This window comes from Microbacterium immunditiarum, assembly GCF_013409785.1.
GTDB lineage: Bacteria > Actinomycetota > Actinomycetes > Actinomycetales > Microbacteriaceae > Microbacterium > Microbacterium immunditiarum.
Map to the genome: position 1 here is coordinate 139,370 of NZ_JACCBV010000001.1, position 20,734 is coordinate 160,103.

The window sequence follows — 20,734 nt, forward strand, 5'->3', positions numbered from 1 at the left end:
CTTCGGCTATTCAGCTCGATCACGAGGTAGTAGGGGGCGTTCGATGGCGGCTCGCGGTCGCGCAGTGGGCGGGGAACGCGAGCTCGGCCAGGATCGGCCAGGTGACCAAGCGGCATCTTCCGATCCCGGAAACCAGAATCTGCCTATCCGTAATCACACTGTCAACAAGGCTCATCTCGCCCGCTTCGCGCGAGGTTCCTTGCTCCACCGGGTGCCGATCGATGGCGAAGGCAAGCCGATTCCGGTGTCCGTGAATGATGCTGCCGTGCGCAAGTTCTTCTATGTTCCGCAAGATCCGGATGGCAACCGTGACTTCGCGTTTGAGGGGTGGGCGTCCAAGTTCGAGGGTGCTGCGGCCGACGCCGTCAGGTCGATCGTTGACGACGGCGTGTGGCCCCCGACCTCTGAGACCCGTCGGGCGCTGGCGGAGTGGATCGCGCTTCAGAACGTGCGAACTCCGACGAGGCGCGCGTACTCCGCCAAGATCGCCGCGGTGCTCATCGCGCAGTTCCAGCAGGAAGGCGCTCTCGGCCGGCTCGAAGCAAAGCTTGCCGCTTTGGGCTGGGAGTTCAGCGACGCCGAGCGTGAACTCCTGCGAGAAGAAGTCGAGTCCTACGACGCCACCGAGGGTCGGGTGTCGACCGGGATGCATCTGGACATCATCAGGGCCAGTATGGCCGGGGTCGTCCCCACACTCCTTGCGCGTGGCTGGGTGCTCGTGCAGTTCGACCATCAGTCCCTGTGCACCTCGGACAATCCCATCGGGATGGCCGACGAGTACTTCTCGCCATCCTGGCTGCCGCTCGGCCTCAGCGACACTGCCTATGTCACAGTCGCGGTCGATCGACACGCTGCGCTTGTCCTTCCGCTGGCTCCCGGAGACGGGCAGTTCGACGGTGAGCGCGCGTACGCGAACGCGATCAACCTGGCCACGCTGTGGAACGCGGATGAAGTTCTCTTCGCTCATCCAGACGACGATCTCGCAAGCATGTTGCCTCCGACTCCACCCCGTCGACCCCGCCCATTCCCAACCGAGGCAGAGTTCCTGGACTTCTCCGAGTGGCCCGTCGACACTCTCCTCGGGTTCATCGGCTCGACGAGGAAGCGAGCCCGCCAATGACCGACGACTTCGCGAACCAGATTCGCGCCAAGCTCAGCAGCTCCACGATGCGCAACGCCCTCACCCGCGCTGGCGCACTGCTGACAGGCTACGAGCTGGTCAAGACATCCATCGTCGATGATGTGCGCGCCTTCTTCACGGTCGGCTTCGACACTGGGCATCTTCAAGATCGTTATGAATCGGAAGTGCTGGGGCTCGACACGAAACGCCACAACGGCAAGCCGAACGCATTGGTCGCTTCGCTGACCTGGCTCCAGCAAGAAGGTGCGTTGTCGACTTCTCAGGTCGAGGTGTTTGAGAGCGTGCGCATCCACCGAAATGAGATCGCACACGAGCTTGCGCGGTTCCTGATCGACCCTCAATACGATGTTCGTGCTGATCTGCTCGTGCAGCTGTACGAGATCATGCTCGCACTCGACCGGTTCTGGGGTCCGATCCACATCGGCGCCAACCCCGACTTCGACAACCGCGACCTTGACGAAGTGACATTCCAGAGCGGCACAACCTTGCTCTTCGGTCTCCTCCTGGGTCTAGGCCAATCGGAGCAAGTCGAAGACCAGTGACCGCTGTTCGTTGAGCCCTGCGACGGCGGTCGCGTTCCGACCGGTCGTGGTTCCCTCGACTGTTGGCGCTGCATTCCCCCAGCTGATGACACGCGCGTCGGTCGTTCCGGGCTCCCCGCTCATCGTCGAATGCGACCCGGATCAGTGTTGCGGGTGGCGGCGGAACGTCACTCTTGCCGATCAGCGCCAGCGTCGATGTCTGTTCAGACCGGCTTTGCCAGCAGCGGAACGTTGTCGCCCGCAGCGAAGCGACCGGGACCGCAGTGGAGGCATCCGGGTCGCCTCTTCGGTGTGTGCTCGACCACCTCATCGGTTCGTGGGAAGTAGGACGCCCAGTGGTCGTGGGGGACGTCCTCGTCAACGAGCTCACCAACGGTCATGAGCCAGTCATCGACCGCTCGGGCGGCGGCGACCGCGTTGAGGGAAATGACGCTAGGGGCATGCACATCGTCGTCGTCCACGTAGCGTTGACGACGACGCTGCTTCTCGCTGGTCGCCTCCTCCGTCAGGCGGCTCGCGGGGATGAGCCCGTTGCATTGGAGACATCCGCTGCCGGGGCTGCTCATTCGCGACACGGAGAAGATGTCGGCGAGCGTGCCGTCCACGATGGACACCTTCGATCCGACCTGCGTGTGCGGCACCAAGTACTGGTGCGTGATCGAATTGACGAGACGACGTGCGAGCGCGGAGTCCGCCGCGAGGAAGATGTGATCGCAGTCGGTCAGCAGAGCGGCGACATCCGCGTCGACGACAGACTGGGGGATGCTAGTGACGCGGGTGGTCGTGGATGCCTGGTGCGCGACTCGTGCGGCGATCTTCACCTTCGGTGTGGCGAGGCGTTCGCCGAGCTTCCGCATCCACCGGGGAGCACTGCCGCGGCGCAACCATCCCATCGCGTCGAGGCGACGGGACCCGACCACTCTGGGCAAGTTAGTGGGGTCGAGCCGATCCGGGTCGATGAGGATGAGTTCGCCGACGCCGAGCCGGGCCAGGTACTCGACGATGAGCGAGCCGATGCCGCCCAGCCCGACCACGGCGACGCGGGAACGAGCGAGGATCTGCTGTCCACGGTCGCCGAAGATGCGGGTCTGCCGGTCGTAGCTCGGGTCCGCAAGCGCCGCGGCGACGGGCTGCGGGGTGAGGGTGCGCTGAGGTCGCCCGACGACGCGGAGGTGGGCGATGCGGTGACGTTCACCGGTGTCGGACCAGATGTCGCCGGCGACGGCGTTCGCGGCGAAGACCAGGGCGCCCACGGGGACGCCGGCGTTGATATCGAGCAGGGCGGGGTACCCGCGTTCGTGCGAGGCGATGTCGGTGTCGGAGAAGTCGACGCTGGTGGAGCCGCCGTGATTGTGGATCGCAAGGTAGGCCAGCCCCTGCTCCGCGCAGACGTCGATGTTCTCGGCGACGAATGGGGCGGTGAGCTTGCGGTACCCGCGATCCCCGGGAATGTAGTCGACGCCATCTTCGGCGAGAACGACGTCGCGGACCAGCAGACGCGTGCCCCGTGGGCTGCGTGCGATACCGCAGCGCAGAACGGCGCCGTGCTCATCCTGGTCGCCGGGGAACAGATGGGCACGCAGCGTCGCCCACTGTTCCCCGGTCATCACAACCGACCACGGCTCGGTCACTGCTCGGCGAGCCATCGCAGCACCTTGAGCACCTTGGTGGCGGCGGTGTCAATGGTGGGGTCCAGCCGGTTGCTGCGCCGCGACAGCTGGGTGCCGGCTTGCGCGTGCGGGCCCCACGTGACCGATGCGAACCCTTCACCGTGGCCGGCGCCGTCCTTGCGGTCGAGGTCGGGGCGCACGAACAGCGGATACACATCGGCTTCGGGGTAGGGAAAGGTGATCTGGAACGCGATCCACGACGTCGACTGCGTGTACGCCGGTCCGAGGGGGACGGGATCGATCAGGACCCACCCCCCGCCGTCGCCGTCGCTTTCGAAGGTGACGGTCGCCTCGGGGAACGTTTCGCGCAGCTCGTCGATCGCGTCGCTGATCGCCGCGGTGATCGTGGTGGTACTCACGAGTTGTCGTCTCCGTCGAGGGCGCGGAACTCGTCGTGCGGACGAACACGGATGTGTTCATCGTCATCGACGGGGGTAAAGGTCTTGCCGTCCTTGCGGGAGAGCAGGAAGTCGGGCTTGATCGGCACGCCCTGCGCGATCGCGGCGTCCTTGATCGACCGGCCGGTCTGGCGGACGCCGTGGAGGGTGACCTGGCGGCGGTTCACGGTGACGGTGATCTCGTGCTGCGGCAGCGGCTTGGTGAAGAACCGGTCGCCGTCGGAGATGGGAACGAGCTCGCCGATGCCGATGGGGTCATCGAGCTCGTCGACGATGTCCTTCCAGATGCCGTGGTCCTCGGGCACGGGCGGGGTGGGAAGCTGCCGCAGCTGCGTCTCGGAGAGCACCGCGCTGCGCACCACATAGGGCGTCTTGTCGATGAAGATCGTCCGGGGCCGGTCCGTGAAGAAGCGCTGACCTTCCTCGATCGCAACGGTCTCGGTGACCGGGATGGGGTGGTCCTGCGCGTCGGGAACGTCGATCCACAGGTTCTCGGCCGGGGGCTGGACCAGGTCGCGCAGCTGCCTGCCGGTGAGGCGCCGCTGCGCGACGGTGACCGGTTCGCTGTCGATGTAGATGGTGATGCTGTCTCGGGGTGCCACTGTGGGCTCCTCTCTGTCTCTTGGCGCGGTGGGTGCTGTTTCCCACTCGGAGGCTAGAGACGGGACAACTTCCGAATCGTCCAGACGGGTCAGCCCGCGCAGTCATCACAGGTGTCCGCGCCGGGTGCGAATTGGCTGCGGTGCTTCTCGAGGAAGCAGACGGCGCAGGTGATCTGAGCGGTCGCGGTGCATCCGCAGTGCCCGGCGGGGCATCGAGGCTGACGGCATCGGGGGCAGATCCAGCCGACGATGAAGCTGCGTGCGCACGTTTCGCACTCTTCGAAACGATCCGTCGTGTGGTGCGCGGTGCCGTCGCGCGGCGGGGAGAACGACAGCCAGGAGGCGCCGTACTCCACCATCACCACGAAGAGCCGGTCGCCTGCCCATCCGACTTGCCCGTAGAGCTGGTCGGAGGAGTGCCCGGTCCGGTACCAGACTCGCGCGTCGTCGCGGGTGATGATTCTGGTGGGGTCTGTCTGCTCGAGGGCGGCGTGCACGAGCGGGTTGGAGCTCTGGTCACTTCCACGAGCAGGCGGGAAGATACCGCCTCGCGCTGCGGCGAATGTCACGACGCCGGCCGGATCAAGCACGGCAATGACACCCGGTGACTGCAGCCGCCCGGCAAGGCGCACGCTGATCGCTGCGCGGGAGGCGTTCGATGCGTCGAACAGATCGATGGCGCCTTGCGCGGTCGGGCCGCGGGCGGCGGTGTGTGCGTCGACAAGGTCGTCAGGGAGCAATACTCGCGCCGCGAACGCGTCACAGCAGGCGTCCTCAAACAGTTCGGGTTGCCGGTGGTCCACGACCCGGGTTCCCAACGCGATGTCGGTCTTCTGCAGGTGGTGGCCGAGCTCGTGAAGCACGGTGAACTGCTGTCGGCGCGGCGACATGGATTCGGTGACCACAAGCGTGGGTGGGTCCCACCGGTAGCCGCCCGTGACGGAGCAGCCGAGATCCGAGTCATGGGGGACGAACTCGGGCACCCGCAAGACCGAGATGTCGTCGCGATCCTGCAGCGCCGTGAACGCGTCGAGGGTGAGGTCTTCGATCGCGCCGCCGCGTCCCGCCCAGGCGGCGATCATGTCGTCGACCTGGGCAGGTGTCGCGTCGAAGATCTGCGGCACGCTACTGTTTGCCCTCGCGGGCAAGAACAGCGGCGATCCGCTGCCGCCAAAGATCCCGCCCGGTGCCCGACTCGCGTGCGGCGAGCTGATACGCCTCGTATCCGAGGCGGGTGCGGGCGTGCGTCTCGTCGTTGTCCGTCGCACGTTCCCGGATGATCGCACGCCAGCGTGGCTCGTGCAGCTCCCGGAGGAGGTCCCAGGGCAAAGGAGACAGCGCGGCCAAGATCATTTCGGCGGGGACATTTGCCGCCGACGCCAACTGTTCGGCTTCCTCGATTGAGAGAGGTTCTTTGCCGAGCCGTATCGCCATCGCACGCGGCTGCGGTACGCGAAGGGTGTCGATGATCTGCTGCAGGGGGATCTCCAGCGGGCGGGGACGTGGGCTTGCGCTTGAGGCGGTAACGGTCGGGGCATGCTGGAGAAACTCGATGGCGTCAAACATTTCGTCGATAGCCAGGGTGGCGCCGGAGCCGGGGGGCGGGTCGGACTCACGGGTATGCACGCCGGAAAGACGCGGTGGTGTGGTTGGTGCGTCGCGGACGGCGCGGAGCACGGCGGGGGCCGCCACCGCGATGACCTGATCGAGGGCGGCGTAGGGGATCCATTCGGCCTGTCCGGGCCAGACGGCCAGGCCGCCGTGGAGGGGGCTCGCTTCCGGCTCGATGATGACGGCGCGGGCATCGCCCACGCCCGGCTCGAGGCTCACAGGGAAGATGCGGGCCCTGGCCGCATCCTCGTCGACGGACTCGATGAGGACGACCGCGTCGGCGTCTTGCCAGGATGCTTGCCGCAGTTGTCCGGCGCTGACCTTGTCGGCGGGTGGGGTGCTGCGAAGTGTCGCGCCGGGGCGCTTGGGTCCGATGGGGAATTGTGCGGAGATGGCGAGCCAGCGCTCGGCGGCGTCAGATGGCACGGGAGTCCTCTCTGTCCTCTTCACGTAGAGACGGGACAGGCGAAGGATCGTCCAAGACCAAGCTGACCAGAGCGACCATCACCTCTCGTCCCTGTTTATCGTCACCGGCGAGCTCGACCAGGCGTGCCCGGAGCCGGCCGATCATGGTGTACGCGCTGCTGCGCCCGACACCCAGCGCCCCCGCCAGTGCAACCGCATCATCGGCGTGCCGGATGACAACGAGCTCCCGCTCGCTGAGCAGCGGCATCAGGCTCTCGGCTGTGCGCTCCTGGCGTCGCTTGTCCGCCGTCGTGCCGGTCGTGTCAGCTGCGGGTGTAACGTCCTCGATGTATTCCCAGTCCGCATCCACGGTCGCCGATGCCGCGTCGCCTGGCTCCAGCGTCGAGGGGAAGCGCTCCGCGCAGATCCTGGTGATGTCGCTGATGTGCAGCCGGCCGGCCTCATCCAGAAGTCGCCGCAGGAGTTCCTCCAGCTCACCGCGCCGCCCGAGCTGGATCCCGTCGGCCGTGGGGATCGTTTCCACGAAAGTGCTCGACGCGAGCTGCCGTAGCCGCGACTCTGTGACGCCTCGATCGGCATCGCCACCATCCGCCAGTCGCCAATAGTGGTCGATGGCGGAGCGTTCGAACAGCGGCGAGCGCTCGAGGCGCTTCTCCAAGCGGTTTCGGAGCGCCCCGAACGGGAGGGTCCGTGCCCGGTCGACAAGCCAGTGCACTGCCCACTTTCGTGTGAGACGGCGGGCGGCGTCGTCATCGGGCACCTCGATGACCGCGTTGGCGTAGCCGGAGCCTTTGTCGAGAAAGAACTCGTTGACGAGATCTGCGACCTCGTCTGTTGCGGCGAGACCCGGGAACCGTGGAAGCTCGTAAGCGAAGACATCGGTCATCATGTCGAGCGCGGCCGGCCCCAGGCTGCCCCGGGACAGTGCCTCGTCTTTGATGTGCGTGGTAGCTGCGTGCACTAATACCAACTGTTCTCGCGACCGCCGCGCAGCCGCACGCGGCCGGCGACGCGTTGCACCGGCCGGAGCGCGGCGAACTGTGCGGCGACCTCGTCGTAGAGCACCCCACCGTTAGCGGGGTCGGTGATCGTGACCAGCAGCGCGAACGGCACCTCGGTGGGTGAGCCGTCCAGGGCTCCGGCACGACGGGCGACGTAACGGATCTCCAGTCTGGGGTCGTTGACCTCGCCTGCGGCGAAGCTCACCCGGTGATGCCGTAGGGTCTCCCACTTCCCGGAGTCGCGGAGATCGGCCTCGTTCAGGCTTGCGGAGCCGGACAGCGTCTTCGTCACGGGTTCTTGACCGCTGGTCCACCCGGACGTGAGGAGGTTGCGTGCTTCCACCGAGGTCAGGTCTGCGATCCGCGCCGGCTCGGATGAGCCTTTCGGCGGGGAGAACCGAAACATGTTGCGGTTGGGGCGCAGCGTGAGCTCCAGGGACGCCGAGGTGTACTCGGTGGGCTGTGTCGGCTCGACAGGTGAGGCGTAGGCGAGGGTCACGGACATCTTGGCCGAGCCGCCGAATGTTCGCGGCCATGGCAGTTGGTAGCCGAGGATGTCGCCGCGGCTGATCTGGTCCACGTACAGTACGTGCAGCAGGTCGGGCGTGCATTCCATGGCGTCGGCGAAGGTCAACGGAAGACGACCGAAGCCGAGTTCGTCTCGCTTTGCGATAAACGCACGGTGTCGCTCTGCGAAGTGCACAGCGAACGCGCGCAGCACACTGCTGTTCACCCGCGGCAGCCGTGTGGTCAGGTCGGCGAGGGCATGGGTGACCAGGGGTGCAGAGAAGCTGGTGCCTGAGGCTTCCAAGAATGTGCCGTCGGCGCGTAGTACGTCGAACATGCGCTGGTCGACACCGCCGAACTGGACGCCCAGGGGTTGCGTGCGGCGCCCGGCGCGCCCGGGACCCATCGAGGAGTAGGGGGCGCGGCTCCACGGTCGATGCGGCGCGGGGATGTCGCACGATCCGACCGACACGGCATTGGCCATGTCGGCGGGAACCTCTACTCGGTGGAGCCCGGTCTGGCGGTCTTGGTCGCCGTGGTTTCCGGCGGCAACCACGAAGACGACGTCTCGTTCCCAGGCGAGCTGGTCCAGTTCGGCCGTCCACCGGTTGGGTTCCATGTCGTCCTCGACGGCGAGCGCGGGCCCAAGGCTCAGATTGACCAGCTTGTGACGGTCGTCGGCGAGGGTGTCCTTGATCTGGTCGAGGACCCAGTAGCCGTCCAAGTCGCCCGGATCGAACGGAGGCGGCATGACACGGAAGCTTTCCACCGGCAGCGGCGGTTGCGTCGCCTGATGTCCCGCTGCGAGCAGCCCATACATGGTGGCCCCGGTGACGCCGGTGCCGTGATCGAGTTCGTCGGACTCGGCCGGTTCAGGGGTGAGATCGATGGCAGCGCTTGGGAACAGACCAGGGTGGCTCGGGTCGTGTACACCACCGTCAAAGACGGCGACCGTGGTGACATCAGCGATCGGTCGCGCGGTGGCGGGAGGGAGAACCCGGCTGGCGCTGCGCAGCCCGAACCTGGGTCGGGGTCGGATGGCCGGCATCGGTCGAAGCACGCGGAGCGGATTGAACCGGGCGAGTTCGGGGGCACGATCAGGTGCGACACGCACCGGCACGAAAGTGAGGCCGCCGACGCGGCGAAGGTACTCGTGATGGACAGCCCCACCATTCGCGGCCACCAGCGCCGTCCAGCGGCTTAGCGCGTCATCGTCGATCGCCACCGGTTCTCCGGACCGGACAGTCTGCGGGTGCAGGACGGCCTCCCAGAGGGTGTCTTCCGCACCATCCAAGGCTTCCGCGACCTCGGGCACTCGCAGCACCGTGCCGACCTTGGGTGGTGCGAGTTCCTCAAGTCGACGGATCTGTGCGAAGGCCTGCTGGGCGCTGCGGCCGGCACCGTGCGTGTCGATCAGGTCCTCGAGGTCTTCGAGGGCGGATTCGTCGACGGCGAGGATGAGACGGCGCGTACCGGTGTGTTGCGTCTTCGTGGCGGTGCGCAGTTCGCCTGTATCGGCGCGTGAGCCGACGGGAACTGCGCCGACGAAGGCGAGCAGGACGTCGGGGAAGTAGGTGGGGGCGATGTAGTTGGGAAGCAGCTTCGCTTCGACGTAGACGCGGTCGGCCGCTCGCAGCGTGTCCGGGAGCGCGGCGACCGCCGATCGGGTGGATCGGATCTGTGGCAGCAGCCACTCTCGTGCCTCGTCCGGGGTGTACGGCTCGAATTTCGGTCCGCCGCCGGTGGGCGCGAACTCGACGTCCATGCGCAATGCCTCGCCGTTGACCATCAGGCGCCGGGTGGTGCCGGCAGTGGCACTGACGTCGGTCACTTCTGGCCTCCTGCCCGTCTGATCCCGCTGGCGACTGTGGGGTGGCTCACGCCCGCGAGGGCGGCGATGCGCCGGTTGGACATTTCGAGGGTCTGGTGCGCGTGGCGCCACAGCTGGTCCCGTAGCTCGCTCGTCGGGAAGCGCGCGATCAGCTCAGAGACGAGCGCCTCCTCAAGAGCTAGCTGGTGCAGGATCGCCTTCCGCCGGCAAATCTCCCAGAAGCGCATCAGGACGGAGTGGCTGGCACCCGCCCAGAGCGCCGCGGTCAGCTCGACGAGCTGTGCAGACGCCTCTCCATGGTTCGCGTTGCTCAACAGCATCCGCCTCTGCGTCTGGTCGGGGAGAGGGAACTCGACGATCCGATCGAACCGCCGGTCGATCGCCTCATCCAACAGTTGGGGGTGATTGGTGGCAGCCACTAAGAGGCTGCTGTCGGGCCATCTGTCAAGCTCGACGAGGATCACGTTCACGACCCGCTTGAGCTCGCCGATGTCCGAGTCGTCGTCGCGACGCTTGGCAACCGCGTCGAACTCGTCCAGGAGTAGCACGCACGGGCCGGACTTCGCGTATTCCAGGACCGACTTGATGTTTCGACCGGAGCTGCCCAGATAGCTGGAGACCACTGAGGCAAGGTCCAAAGCGACCAGTGGTACACCCAGCCGCTGCGCCAGCCAGCGGGTGGCGAGCGTTTTGCCTACTCCGGGCGGACCAGAAAACAGCACCGTTCGACTCAGCGAAACACCGGCTCTTGCGAGCTCATCCGCGCGGTTGCGTTCCTCCACGATCTCATTCAGTTCGATCGCGACCCGCTGATCGACAACGAGCTCATCCGCGATCGGGAGCGCATTCACATCGACGAGCGGGTGCGTTCCGTCACCGTCGGCTGGGATCGCTCCGCTATCGAACCGCAGCCCCGCGGACGGCTTCGACGCCGAGAGCGCCTCGTGCACGGCGACCCGAAACGCCCCTGGGTCGCCGACGGTCGGCGGCACCGCACGAACAAGACGGCCGGCAAGCTGACGCACACCCGCTGCATGGCCGCGGGCGCCCACTCGAACCAAGTCAACGACGACTCGCTCCAGTCCATCAGTCGACTGGTAAATTGCTGGGTTCCGGTCCGCCATGTTTACCACCGTAGCGGTGGGGTCGGACCTCCGCGACCCGACTCGCTGTCGGCTGCGTGGCGCTCTGCCGCCGACACTCTCAGCGCGCGAGGTCTGGGCTCGGCGTGCCCGGGGCGGGTGTCCGATGTGGCGCGGCGGCGTCGGGGTCGAGTGCGACGACGGCGCGTCGCAGAGCGGCGAGATCTTGAGCGACGCGTGTTTCGAGCTTGCGTCCGGGCTCGCTTCCTGCTGGCAGGGGGATGGTGGGGACAATGTCGCGGACGGCGATTTCGTGGAGAGGAATCAGTAGTTCGGCGGTCTGCGTGGTGACTTGTCTGGTTGCTTCCGCGTACTGAGTCATGCGTCGAAGTTCGCTGAGCCACGCGACCGCGGTTCTGGTCCCCACCCGTCGTGTGCGTGCCCGTTCGAGAGCAGCCGTCGCAGTGGTGAACTCCCCATCGGGCAGATGCGGGGTTGCGCGGCGTACATCGAATCCTGCCTTGCCGTCCCGGTCGAGGATGGTGACGCGGTCGATGTGGGGTGAGGTCTCGAGCTGGGCGACGAGCGCCGTGGTCCCGTCGTAACCGCGGTCGTGGGCGGTACGGGAGGTGAATCGGGCGGGGAGGTTCTCGCGACGGGATCGGAAGTAGCGGGAGGTGGCGGAGAGGAGGCTGTCGGCGCGGGACGCTCCGGTCGCGACGACGTGTACTTGGAAGCCTGCGTCGCTGAACGCGCGCGCGGTGGCGAGAGTGAGCTCAGGTGTGTGGAAGGTGCCTTCGAGCAGTAGCGATCGTTGGGTGTTGCGGGCGTGGTCGATGGCAGCGCGGACCCATGCCGCGGTGACGGGCGCGAAGGCGTCCGGCGCGTGGATCGGGTCTCGGGTGATGAGCTCGCGGTAGCGGGGGTGGAAGGCGCGCAGGTCGTCGCCGCTGAGCGGTACTGGTTCGAAGTCGTACTCGCGCAGCAGGCTGTGGGTGGCGCGCGATTTGCCGGCGCCGGGCTGCCCGCCGAGCAGGATCAGGGCCGGGGAGTCGCTGGCGGCATCATCGGGGAAAAGGATGGAGCGGATCTCGTCGACGAAGATCCGGGCGAGCTCCTCGGGGGTGGGTTCCGGCTGCGGTGCGGTCACGTGGTGTCCGCGGTCAATTCGGCCAGACGTGCAGCGAGGCGTTTCGTTTGTGCATCGACGGCGGCGCGGTCGTACCCGTCGACGGCGAACACCTCCTCGCGCACGGCGGCGATCTCGGCGTGTGCCTTCTCCACGGCGGGACCGACGGTGCGGGCCGATTGAAGGATGCGGGCCTGCAGGGCGGTCGCGGTCTCGCGCATCACGTCGTATGCGACGGTGTCGTTGACTCGCCACCGCGGTATCTGAGTGTTCATCGGGTTTCCTCGCCCTGATCGTACCGGCGTCCCCGAGCACAGCGGGGTCACGACTGCGTGGTTGTGGAGACGACGGCGAGGTCGTAGCCGCCGTAGGGGCTGTATGCGGGGACGTGACGGTGCCGAGGCCGGATCGATCGGTGCGGATCGGCGCACCCGGAGCGCGGTACCGGCCCGGGTAGTGGGCCGCCAGCCAGTCTTCGAGCTTGCCGGTCATCTTCTGGGTGCCCATTGAGCCACGGAGCTTGGCGGGCAGGATCGGCAGGTTGCGCCAGCCGGGGAAGGCGTGGTCGTGCCAGGCTTCGACGGTGTCGTTCTCGGTGCCGATGGCGTGCCATGCGCACGTTGCGCAGACGGTCATCTCGATGAGGTCGCCTACGCATGCACACCGGTCGGTGCCGCGCGGGTGGGCGTCGGGCGGGCAGCGGAGATCGGCGGTGAAGGTGTCGAGGGTGTGGTCGTCGAGGCGGAGGGTGCCGCCACAGATGGCGCGGTGCCACATGTGCGAGCCGGGGCTACATGCGAAGCGGCCGTGCTCGAACTGGTAGCGGGCGTTGGCGGTGTCGAGGTCGTCGGGGCTCTGGTAGCCGCTGGTGAACCGCAGTGGGGCGGCGCCGGACCAGGGGCCGGCTGTGTCGAGGTCTGCGTCGTGGATCAGCGCGTCGATCGCGCTGCTGAGGTCGTCCATGAGTTCTCCGTGAGGTTGAGGGGTGGGCGGCTCTGGTGCGGGTCGCCGCCCACCCCGGGGCTGCTACGTGTTGTCGACGGTGGGGATGTCGTCGGCGCTGGTGACGAGGTGGGCGTCGAGTTCGCGGATGACGCGGTGGCACCCGGCGGACGCGGCGCTGGTGATCGGGCCGGGAACGGCGCCGAGGAACCGGTCGAGGGCGATGGCGTGGGTGGCGGTGTTCAGCGCTCCGGATCGCCATCCGGCTTCGACGATCACGATCTGTTGGGCAAGCGCGGCGAGTATCCGGCCACGGGCCAGGAAGCGCCACTTCGTCGGCGTGTGTCGCGGGGGCACTTCGCTGATCACCGCGCCGGTCGCGGCGACCCGTTCCAGCAGGGATGTGTGCCCGGCGGGGTAGGGGCGGTCGATGCCTCCGGCGAGCACGGCGATCGGGGTGCCGAGCGCGGTCAGGGTCGCGCGGGTCGCGGCCGCTTCGATGCCGTAGGCAGCGCCGGTGATGATCGCGTGCCCGCGCTCGACGAGTGCCGTGGTCAGTTCGGTGGCGACGTGTTCGCCGTAGGAGGTGGCGGCGCGGGATCCTTCCACCGTGGTGCGGTGCCGCCGGGTCAGGACGGTGCGGTCGCCGGTTCCCCACAGCCCGTAGGGCCTGCAGGTGGCGGTCGGGGAGGTGGCCGAGGGGCCGAAGGCACCAGTCGATGTCTTCGTCGATGTGGTAGCCGGGCTCCTGTGTGGGCTTGTCGCGGTAGTAGCTGAGCGCCGCGGACGCGACGCGGTAGAGGAGGGATTCGGCTTCGGAACGGTCGAGCATGAGTGGGTGTCCTTCCGGTTCTGAGTATGACGGCACTTCGGGCGGGTTACAGGGATGGTCCGCCGCGGGATCGCGGGGAGACGCCTGGGGTGTGTGGGGCGGCGGGGTCGTTGTGGTGCGGGTCGCGGCGCCGGGCGGGCAGTCGCAGTCGGGCGTTGATGGCCCGGGCGATCTCATCCATCCGCGACGCTTCGGCCTCCCGCGCCGCCTGGATCGCGGACAAATGGGCCTCCTGTCGCGCCTGCTCCCGGGCGCGGCGCTGTGCGAGCTCGGCGCGTCGCTGCGGGTAGGCGAAGGCTTCTCGGGCGCGGGCGCTGTCACGTTCCCATGCCGCGATCAGCTCGAGCGGGGTGGGCTCTTCCTCCTGGCGGGTCCGGTTTCGTTGGGCGGGGGTGCGGGGGCGGGTGAAGAACGCTTCAGCCGCGTCGTGGTTGGCCCGCCGCTCGGTGGCGGTGACGCGGTGCAGCCGTCGCGGCGGGAGGCCTGCGGCGATGCGGGCGCGCTCGCGTCGTCGCCATTCCTTGTTGTACGCGTTGTAGCGCTCCTTGACCTCGGGGTCGGCGCGGTACTCGCGCTGCCGCTGCGTGAGGTGCTCCTGGTTCTTCTCGTAGTACCGGCGCTGCTGGGCAGCGCGGGTGGCCGGGTCGTCCTGGTTTCGCCGTTTCGTGGCGGCGAGCAGCTCGTCGCGGTTGCGGTGGTAGTAGGCGCGGCCGGACGCGCGCACCTGGTCGCGGTGGCCCTCCCGCCACCGGCGCCGCTGCTTCTGCATCTTTTCCGGGTTCGCCGCGATCCACCGCGCCTTGCGTTCCCGCTCCCGCTGCCGGTATGCCTCCTTCCGCTCCCGCACCTCCGCTTCCGCCGCGGCGCGTTCCGCCGTCCGGGCCCTCGCATCCGCGCCGAGCCTGGCCGCGAGGGCTTCGGTGACCGCAGCCGAGGCTGCGCGGGCGCGGTCGCAGTCCCGCTGCCACGCCTCGAGCAGGACGGCCGGGGTGCCAGCCTCCGCCAGCACCCGCGACAAGAGCTCGGGGGTGGCGGGACGGGCGAAGAAGGCATCCGCGGCTGCCTGCCGGGAGGAGCGGCCGACGGGGCTGGGATGGTGCTGCGCGAAGACCGTCATGATGCACCGGATGACAAAGTTGCCCACTTGTGGAGGCGGTCGATGAGGTCGGGGCGGAACCCGCACCAGTGGTGGTCAGGTTCCCCGTCAACGATCACGACGGGCGCCTCGGAGTACCCGAGATCGACCGTGAGGTACTCGTGGGCGGGAGCGTTCGAGTCCTCGGAGAGGTCGACGACCCTGTAGGGGATGCCGGTTTCGTCGAGCTTGCGGAGCGTGAGCCGGCAGCGCACGCAGCCCGGTCCGGTGGAGTACACGGTCACCGTGACCATCCCGCACCCCCCGGCGCTGCCACCATTCCCGGCACCGTGTGCGGCGCCGCCGCGTCCACGCCCGCCATGCGACCGACGTCACGCTGCGGAACGGGGTCGGCGGCAGGGTCGGTGGTGGTCGCGTCGTTCTGCAGGGCGGCGTCGATACGGGCAAGCTCGGCGCGGGCGGTGTCGAGGGCCGCGGCGTGTTTGAACGGCGCGGTCAGAGACCGCTCGGCGTCGTCGCGCGTCGTGGTGGCGTCGGCGATGCGGGTGCGGACAGTGCTGATGAGCTGGTCGATGCCGGTGAGTCGGTTCTCCAGCATGCGGATGGTGCCCCAGTCCTGCGCGTCCAGGGCCTTGTCCACGGGGATGCGGATGGTGCCGCCGGGGATCCCGTCCAGCTCGAGGACCAGGTGGATGTGGCCGAGGTCGGTGCGGGTGCGCGCGAGGATGGGGAATCCGCTGATCTGTCCGACGGGGCCGCGGGGCCGGTCGTCGATGACGGGGCGGGCATAGGCGATGCCGGCGGTGGTCGCCCACCGGGCTAGGGCGGTGGCCGCGTCTGTGCGGGACGTGTAGATGCGGTCCCCGATCGTGATCCGGAACTTCTCCCCGGACAGGTCTTGCACCCGCGGGACCGCCGCGGTGAGCGCGGCGAGATCGGCGGTAGCAGCGTCCAGGGACCGTTCCGCCTGGGTGACGGCGGCGCGCAGCGTGGACTGTCCGCGGTGCCAGGCGCGTTCCAGGCGTTCCAGACGGGCGGTCTCGTTGAGAGCAACGGAGCGTTCGAGCAGGAGGGGGTTGCCGGAGGCGAGGGCTTTGGCTTCGGCGGCGGTGAGGGTGTCGCCGGTGATGTCGTCGATCTCGCGGACGTCGAGCCTCCCGCGCATGATCTGCGCGATGAACCGGGCTTTGCGTTCGATGGTCTGCCACATGTAGGCGGCGAAGGTGTGCTCGACCACGTACTGGTAGATCCGCACCTCCGCGTTCTGGTTGCCTTGGCGGAGGATGCGGCCGTGGCGTTGGGCGACGTCGGCGGGCCGCCACGGGCAGTCCACGTCGTGCAGCGCGACCGCCCTCGCTTGCACGTTGGTGCCGACCCCCATCCGTTGGGTGGACCCGATCAGCACGCTGATGCGCCCTTCCCGGGCGGCGGCGAACAGGCGGGCTTTGTCGGCGTCGTTTCGGGCCTCGTGCACGAACCGCACCCGCTCCACCGGGACACCGCGGGCGGTGAGTCGGTTCCGGAGGTCCTGGTACGCGTTCCACCGGTCCTCGGTGGGGGTGGACAGGTCGCAGAACACCAGCTGCAGTGCGCCCCGCAGCGGCGACGGCTCCCCAGTGCGGGTGTCGAGGAAGTTGTCGTCGGCGTGGTCGTGGTGGATGCGGGCGATCCGGTCCGCGACCACATCCAATGGCACGTCGAGCGGGGTGGCGGTGGGGTGGACGAGGCGGATGTCGAGGGCGGCTTTGCGGCCGTCGGTGGAGATCTTCAGCATGTTGTCCTCGGTGGGTGGCACCGCGTGCGCGGCGACCGCCTCGGCCCGTTCCCCGAGCAGCCGCACGTAGTCGAGGACCTCGTCGGTCGCAGGGATAACAACCGTCTCGGGCAGTCGGCGTCCGTCGGCCCGTTCGGTGAGCAGCGGGGTGGGGAGGTCGAGGTCTTCGGCGGACTTCACGTCGGCGAAGGTGTGCCACATCCGCAGCATCTCCGGCACGTTCTGGAAGCGCGCGAACCTTGTCTTGACCCGGAACTTGCCGCCGCCGGTGGGGGCCATCTCCACCTCGGTGACCGTCTGACCGAACGTGGCCGCCCAGCTGTCGAACGCCTCCACGCCCGCCGCGCGCAGCAGGTCGGGGCGCAGGTAGCGGGACATGACGTGCGCTTCGGTGATGCTGTTGGCGATCGGGGTGGCGGTGGCGACGGTGACCACCCGGTTCCCGTGCACCCGGCGGAGGTAGTCGAGCTTGAGGGCGAGGTCCAGGGCGCGGGCGGACCCGTCGATGTTCGCGTCCGGGATATGAGAGGCGGTGTGCAGGTTCTTGTAGTCGTGGGCCTCGTCGACGATGAGGTAGTCGATCCCGGTGGCCTCGAAGCTGATCCCGGGGTCGCGGGGCTGGTCCAGCAGCCGCTTCTGCCGCTCCTCCTCCGCCTGGATGCGCTTCTCGATCCCCTTCACCGTCAATCGGTCCTCCTTCTCCACCTCCGTCAGCGCCCGTCGGAGCACGGCGAGGGTGTCGTTGACGAACGCGGTCTGCGCTTCCGGGTCCAGGCCGAGGCGCTGGAAGGCAGTGCGGGTGAGGATGACGGCGTCCCAGTCGTTCGCCGCGACCCGGGCCACGAACAGCCGCCGCTTGTCGCCGGTGAGGGCGTCGGTGCCGGCGGCCAGGATCCGCGCCTGCGGGTACACCTGCATGAATTCTCGGGAGAACTGTTCAAGCATGTGATTCGGCACCACGATGGCCGGCTTGTTCACCATCCCGAGACGCTTCAGCTCCATCGCACCGGCCACCATCTCCGCGGTCTTGCCGGCCCCGACCTCGTGGAACAGGCCGACGGCGGGTTCGGAGATCATCCGCGCCACCGCCGCCTTCTGATGCGCGCGCAGCGTGAACGTCGCCGACATGCCCGGGAAGGTGAGGTACTCCGCCTCGGTGGCGTAGTCGCGCAGCACGAGGGAGTTGAACCTCCTGTTGTACTCGGCGGAAAGCTCCGTCGCGCGGGCGGGGTCTTCCCAGACCCATTCCTCGAACCGTTCTTGCAGGGCTTGGGCCTTGTCTTGGGCGGCGGCTGTCTCGGTCGGGTTGAACACCAGCCGCTCCGTGCCGTCGGCATCCTTGATGGTGTCGTCGACACGGATCGGGGTCTGGTTCGCCAGGGCCGTGAACAGATCCGGCGCGGGGCGGCGTTCGGTGCCCCACTCCTGGGTGGCGCGCACGGTGGAGCGCATCGCCTTGCGCACCCGCCACTCCGCCGGCAGCGGGCACCGCACCGTCAGCCTCGGATCGTTGAGCAGCTCCCGCAGAAATTGCTCATGCACCTCCTCGCTGATCCACACCGCTCCGATGCGAGCGCTGATCTCCCCCGGGGTCAGCGGGTCCGGTAGCACCGCTTCCAGCGCCGCCATGTTCACCTGGAACCGGGAGTCGGTGTCCGCCGCTGCACGAGCAGCTGCGATCTTGGGTGCGAGGTTCCCAGACAGGTACTCTGGCGCCGGCACTAGGGCGCCGGTGGTCGGGTCGTCGAACACGAGCTCCCCGAGCCGTTCGCGTGCGTGGTCGGGGGTGTCGCCGAGGAGGCGGGCGATATGGTCGATATCGGGGCGACCGAGGATGTCGAGGGTGATCTGCAGCGCCTCGGCGGGGGTGTCGGCGCCCAGGCGTTGCGGGCGCGGGGTGATGACCCGGTGGGTGAGCAGCGCCGCCGGCTGCGCCTCCTGGGTGTCGTCATCGAACACCTCCAGGGCGAACACCAGCGGCCCGTACGGGTCCTCACGCAGCAACCGCGGCGCCGTCGGCGTGCGGCGGGACAGTATCGGGTCGCCGTTGTCGTCCACCCGGCCGGTGCCCGCGGTGGTGTATCGGTTGATCGGCCCGTACCGGTTCACGTACTGCCGCCACAACAGCTGGAGCCGGTTGCGGGCGGTGGTGATCTCCTCGGTATCGTCCAGCGTGCCGCGCTCGAGGTGCAGCTGCGTGATCGCCGCGTCCCGTAGCCGCAGCAGCAGCCGCAACTCCCCTCGCGCCGTCTTGGGGACTGCGAATGGGACCCGCATGCTGTCGGCGGTGACCTCGAAACCGCCGTCATCACGGGCGTGCAGGGTGCCGTCCCACTCCGACCCCGCCGGCACCACCGACTCCTCCTCAACGGCGGGCTCATCCGGGTTCGGCTCGGGGCGAGGCTGGTAGTCGAGGCCGTGCCGGTGCGCGTAATCCGGCAGCGGCGCGAGCACCTCCCGCAGCCAGGCGGGGACCGTGTCGAGGTCGCCGGAGCGGACGACGAGGGTGCCGTTGTGCAGACCGTGATCCACCGCAAGGTCGCCGAGGACATGGTCGGGGTGCTCGTCGAAGTAGGTGTTGATCCCGATCGGAACGCCGTCGACCTCTCGCGTGACCACCTGTTCCCAGCTCGGGCCCGCGGGTGCGGTGTCTGGGTCTCGGCGGCGCAGGATGAGCAGGTCGGTGACCGCCTCGGTACCCGCGGTGCGCCGATGCGCCCCGGTGGGAAGCCGCACCGCCACGACCAGGTCCGCGTACTGCGCAATCTCGCGGCGGACACCGGGATTGACCGCATCCAGGGTGTAGTGGCTGGTCAGCACGGCGACGATGCCGCCGGGGCGGGTCAGCCTGAGCGACTTCAAGACGAAATGGTTGTGAATGCTGTGCCGGTTCGTGTTATCGACGGGGTCGTGCAACGCGACCTTCCCGAACGGCACATTCCCCACCACGGCGTCGAACCAGCCGCCCGGGAACTTCGTGTCCACGAACGACTCCGCCCGCACCGTCGCACCCGGGTACAGCGCCCGCGCGATCGCCGCGCTCGTCGGGTCCAACTCCACCCCCACCATGCGCGCGACCGCGGGGGCGAGGCCCAGGAAACTGCCCGACCCGCACCCCGGCTCCAGCACCCGCCCCTCGTCGAACCCCAGCGCGGTGACGGTGTCCCAGATGACGGCGACCAGCGCGGGATCCGTGAAGTGCGCATTGAGCGTCGTCCGCCGCGCCGCGGCAATCGCCTGCTCGTCCAGCAGCGTGCGCAACTGCTCCCGCTCGGTGGCCCAGTCGGTGTTGTGGTCGTCAAACACATCGGGGATGGCACCCCAGCTCGACCACCCCGCCAGCACGACCTGCTCCTGCGCCGTGGCGGGGCGGTGCTCCCGGTCGAGGGTGCGCAGAAGGTCGATGGCGGCGATGTTCGCCGCGAACCTCGCCTTCGCCCCGGACGGGACCAGCGGCCGGTCCGGATCAGGCCGGAACGACGGGGCAGCTACCCGGTCTGAGAGTCGCGAGCCCAGCGGGCCTCCACGCTCTCCTCCCACTCCTGCGGGTGCGTCTCCAGGAACCGTCTCGGGGAACTCGAGGAGACCATCTCCCGCAGGAAGGTCTCCGGCAGCAGATACCTGTCCGCGGCGTCCTCGACCGTCAGGCCGTGGTCGACCCACCCGTCCGCTTGTTCCTGCATCCGGTACGCCCAGGAGATCAGGCCCTCGGAGTGCTCCTGGGTCGTCCACTCCCACTCGTCCCGGGTCAGCTCCGACGTCGTGAACAGACCGGAGTCGGACAGCGCCATCTCCGTCGCCCGCGCCCGCGCGTTGCTCAGCCTCGCCACCTTCGCCAGCGAGTCCTCCCCCGGCAGGTCCGGGCCCGCCAGCTGCGGGGTCAGCTGCGCGATCCGGTTCTGGATCTCCTCCCCGGCCGCGGTGAAGAACGCCTCCCGATCCTGAAGGTGCGCGGTCGATGCCGGGCGGTGCGCCCGCCAGTGCCGCTCCACGTGCCGTCCGTGCTGGTTCATCGCCCTCATCCTCCGTGCCTGTCTGATCAGAACCGCCGCCGCGACGAGGATCATCCCCACCACCGTCGGCATCCGCTGCGCCGCCATCGCCGTCTCCTTCGTCTGTGCCGTCGAGGTCGCCCCACAGGTCGAGCTCT

At 68.3% G+C, this 20,734-nt stretch carries 17 protein-coding genes and 1 pseudogene; 2 read left to right on the forward strand and 16 right to left on the reverse strand.

Going from position 1 to position 20,734, the window contains the following annotated elements; all coding sequences use genetic code 11:
- The first annotated feature begins 43 nt into the window (after positions 1-43).
- Positions 44-1,120, forward strand: coding sequence for a DUF4238 domain-containing protein (locus BJ991_RS00585; RefSeq protein WP_179486539.1), 1,077 nt, complete (start codon positions 44-46; stop codon positions 1,118-1,120).
- Complete coding sequence (locus tag BJ991_RS00590; RefSeq protein WP_179486540.1) at positions 1,117-1,683, forward strand: hypothetical protein; 567 nt, start codon at positions 1,117-1,119, stop codon at positions 1,681-1,683. Before BJ991_RS00585 ends, BJ991_RS00590 begins: the two co-directional genes overlap by 4 nt.
- A gap of 203 nt (positions 1,684-1,886) precedes the next feature.
- Here BJ991_RS00590 and BJ991_RS00595 read toward each other — a convergent pair whose 3' ends face one another.
- The 16 genes and pseudogenes from BJ991_RS00595 to BJ991_RS00670 all read right to left on the reverse strand — a co-directional run bounded on the left by BJ991_RS00595 (position 1,887) and on the right by BJ991_RS00670 (position 20,597).
- Positions 1,887-3,329 (reverse strand): ThiF family adenylyltransferase, encoded by a 1,443-nt coding sequence (locus BJ991_RS00595; RefSeq protein WP_179486541.1) that lies wholly within the window; start codon positions 3,327-3,329, stop codon positions 1,887-1,889.
- Positions 3,311-3,712: a hypothetical protein gene (locus BJ991_RS00600; RefSeq protein ID WP_179486542.1), complete on the reverse strand. Its 402-nt coding sequence runs from the start codon at positions 3,710-3,712 to the stop codon at positions 3,311-3,313. The genes BJ991_RS00595 and BJ991_RS00600 overlap by 19 nt, the downstream gene beginning before the upstream one ends.
- The gene (locus BJ991_RS00605; RefSeq protein WP_179486543.1) at positions 3,709-4,353 is read right to left on the reverse strand and encodes a multiubiquitin domain-containing protein; all 645 of its coding nucleotides are present in this window, start codon (positions 4,351-4,353) and stop codon (positions 3,709-3,711) included. Before BJ991_RS00605 ends, BJ991_RS00600 begins: the two co-directional genes overlap by 4 nt.
- Before the next feature lie 89 nt (positions 4,354-4,442).
- Positions 4,443-5,477 (reverse strand): ImmA/IrrE family metallo-endopeptidase, encoded by a 1,035-nt coding sequence (locus tag BJ991_RS18155; RefSeq protein ID WP_218852830.1) that lies wholly within the window; start codon positions 5,475-5,477, stop codon positions 4,443-4,445.
- A 1-nt stretch (position 5,478) separates the two neighbouring features.
- A complete protein-coding gene (locus BJ991_RS00620) occupies positions 5,479-6,390 on the reverse strand; it encodes a hypothetical protein (RefSeq protein ID WP_179486544.1) in 912 nt (303 codons plus the stop codon).
- Positions 6,380-7,351, reverse strand: a complete 972-nt coding sequence (locus BJ991_RS00625) for a hypothetical protein (RefSeq protein ID WP_179486426.1) — start codon at positions 7,349-7,351, stop codon at positions 6,380-6,382. Before BJ991_RS00625 ends, BJ991_RS00620 begins: the two co-directional genes overlap by 11 nt.
- Entirely contained in the window at positions 7,351-9,729 is a 2,379-nt protein-coding gene (locus BJ991_RS00630; protein WP_179486545.1) for a S8 family serine peptidase, read from the reverse strand. Before BJ991_RS00630 ends, BJ991_RS00625 begins: the two co-directional genes overlap by 1 nt.
- Complete coding sequence (locus BJ991_RS00635) at positions 9,726-10,853, reverse strand: AAA family ATPase (RefSeq protein ID WP_179486546.1); 1,128 nt, start codon at positions 10,851-10,853, stop codon at positions 9,726-9,728. The genes BJ991_RS00630 and BJ991_RS00635 overlap by 4 nt, the downstream gene beginning before the upstream one ends.
- A 79-nt stretch (positions 10,854-10,932) precedes the next feature.
- Positions 10,933-11,961, reverse strand: a complete 1,029-nt coding sequence (locus BJ991_RS00640; RefSeq protein WP_179486547.1) for a zeta toxin family protein — start codon at positions 11,959-11,961, stop codon at positions 10,933-10,935.
- The gene (locus BJ991_RS00645) at positions 11,958-12,161 is read right to left on the reverse strand and encodes a hypothetical protein (protein WP_179486549.1); all 204 of its coding nucleotides are present in this window, start codon (positions 12,159-12,161) and stop codon (positions 11,958-11,960) included. Before BJ991_RS00645 ends, BJ991_RS00640 begins: the two co-directional genes overlap by 4 nt.
- A 157-nt stretch (positions 12,162-12,318) precedes the next feature.
- Positions 12,319-12,903, reverse strand: a pseudogene (locus BJ991_RS18890) (DUF6349 family protein); the annotation flags it as partial.
- A gap of 63 nt (positions 12,904-12,966) precedes the next feature.
- Positions 12,967-13,785: a DNA-processing protein DprA gene (locus BJ991_RS00650; RefSeq protein WP_179492346.1), complete on the reverse strand. Its 819-nt coding sequence runs from the start codon at positions 13,783-13,785 to the stop codon at positions 12,967-12,969.
- Positions 13,761-14,831, reverse strand: coding sequence for a hypothetical protein (locus tag BJ991_RS00655; protein WP_179486551.1), 1,071 nt, complete (start codon positions 14,829-14,831; stop codon positions 13,761-13,763). The genes BJ991_RS00650 and BJ991_RS00655 overlap by 25 nt, the downstream gene beginning before the upstream one ends.
- Positions 14,828-15,103, reverse strand: a complete 276-nt coding sequence (locus BJ991_RS00660) for a glutaredoxin family protein (protein ID WP_179486553.1) — start codon at positions 15,101-15,103, stop codon at positions 14,828-14,830. The genes BJ991_RS00655 and BJ991_RS00660 overlap by 4 nt, the downstream gene beginning before the upstream one ends.
- Positions 15,091-19,929, reverse strand: coding sequence for a DEAD/DEAH box helicase family protein (locus BJ991_RS00665; RefSeq protein ID WP_179486555.1), 4,839 nt, complete (start codon positions 19,927-19,929; stop codon positions 15,091-15,093). Before BJ991_RS00665 ends, BJ991_RS00660 begins: the two co-directional genes overlap by 13 nt.
- A 143-nt stretch (positions 19,930-20,072) precedes the next feature.
- Entirely contained in the window at positions 20,073-20,597 is a 525-nt protein-coding gene (locus BJ991_RS00670; RefSeq protein WP_179486557.1) for a hypothetical protein, read from the reverse strand.
- Positions 20,598-20,734: the final 137 nt, after the last annotated feature.

Coding starts and splice junctions, on each gene's coding strand:
- BJ991_RS00585 (WP_179486539.1), top strand. CDS start 44: ATGGCGGCTCGCGGTCGCGCAGTGGGCGGGGAACGCGAGCTCGGCCAG.
- BJ991_RS00590 (WP_179486540.1), top strand. CDS start 1,117: ATGACCGACGACTTCGCGAACCAGATTCGCGCCAAGCTCAGCAGCTCC.
- BJ991_RS00595 (WP_179486541.1), bottom strand. CDS start 3,329: ATGGCTCGCCGAGCAGTGACCGAGCCGTGGTCGGTTGTGATGACCGGG.
- BJ991_RS00635 (WP_179486546.1), bottom strand. CDS start 10,853: ATGGCGGACCGGAACCCAGCAATTTACCAGTCGACTGATGGACTGGAG.
- BJ991_RS00645 (WP_179486549.1), bottom strand. CDS start 12,161: ATGCGCGAGACCGCGACCGCCCTGCAGGCCCGCATCCTTCAATCGGCC.
- BJ991_RS00655 (WP_179486551.1), bottom strand. CDS start 14,831: ATGACGGTCTTCGCGCAGCACCATCCCAGCCCCGTCGGCCGCTCCTCC.
- BJ991_RS00660 (WP_179486553.1), bottom strand. CDS start 15,103: ATGGTCACGGTGACCGTGTACTCCACCGGACCGGGCTGCGTGCGCTGC.
- BJ991_RS00670 (WP_179486557.1), bottom strand. CDS start 20,597: ATGAACCAGCACGGACGGCACGTGGAGCGGCACTGGCGGGCGCACCGC.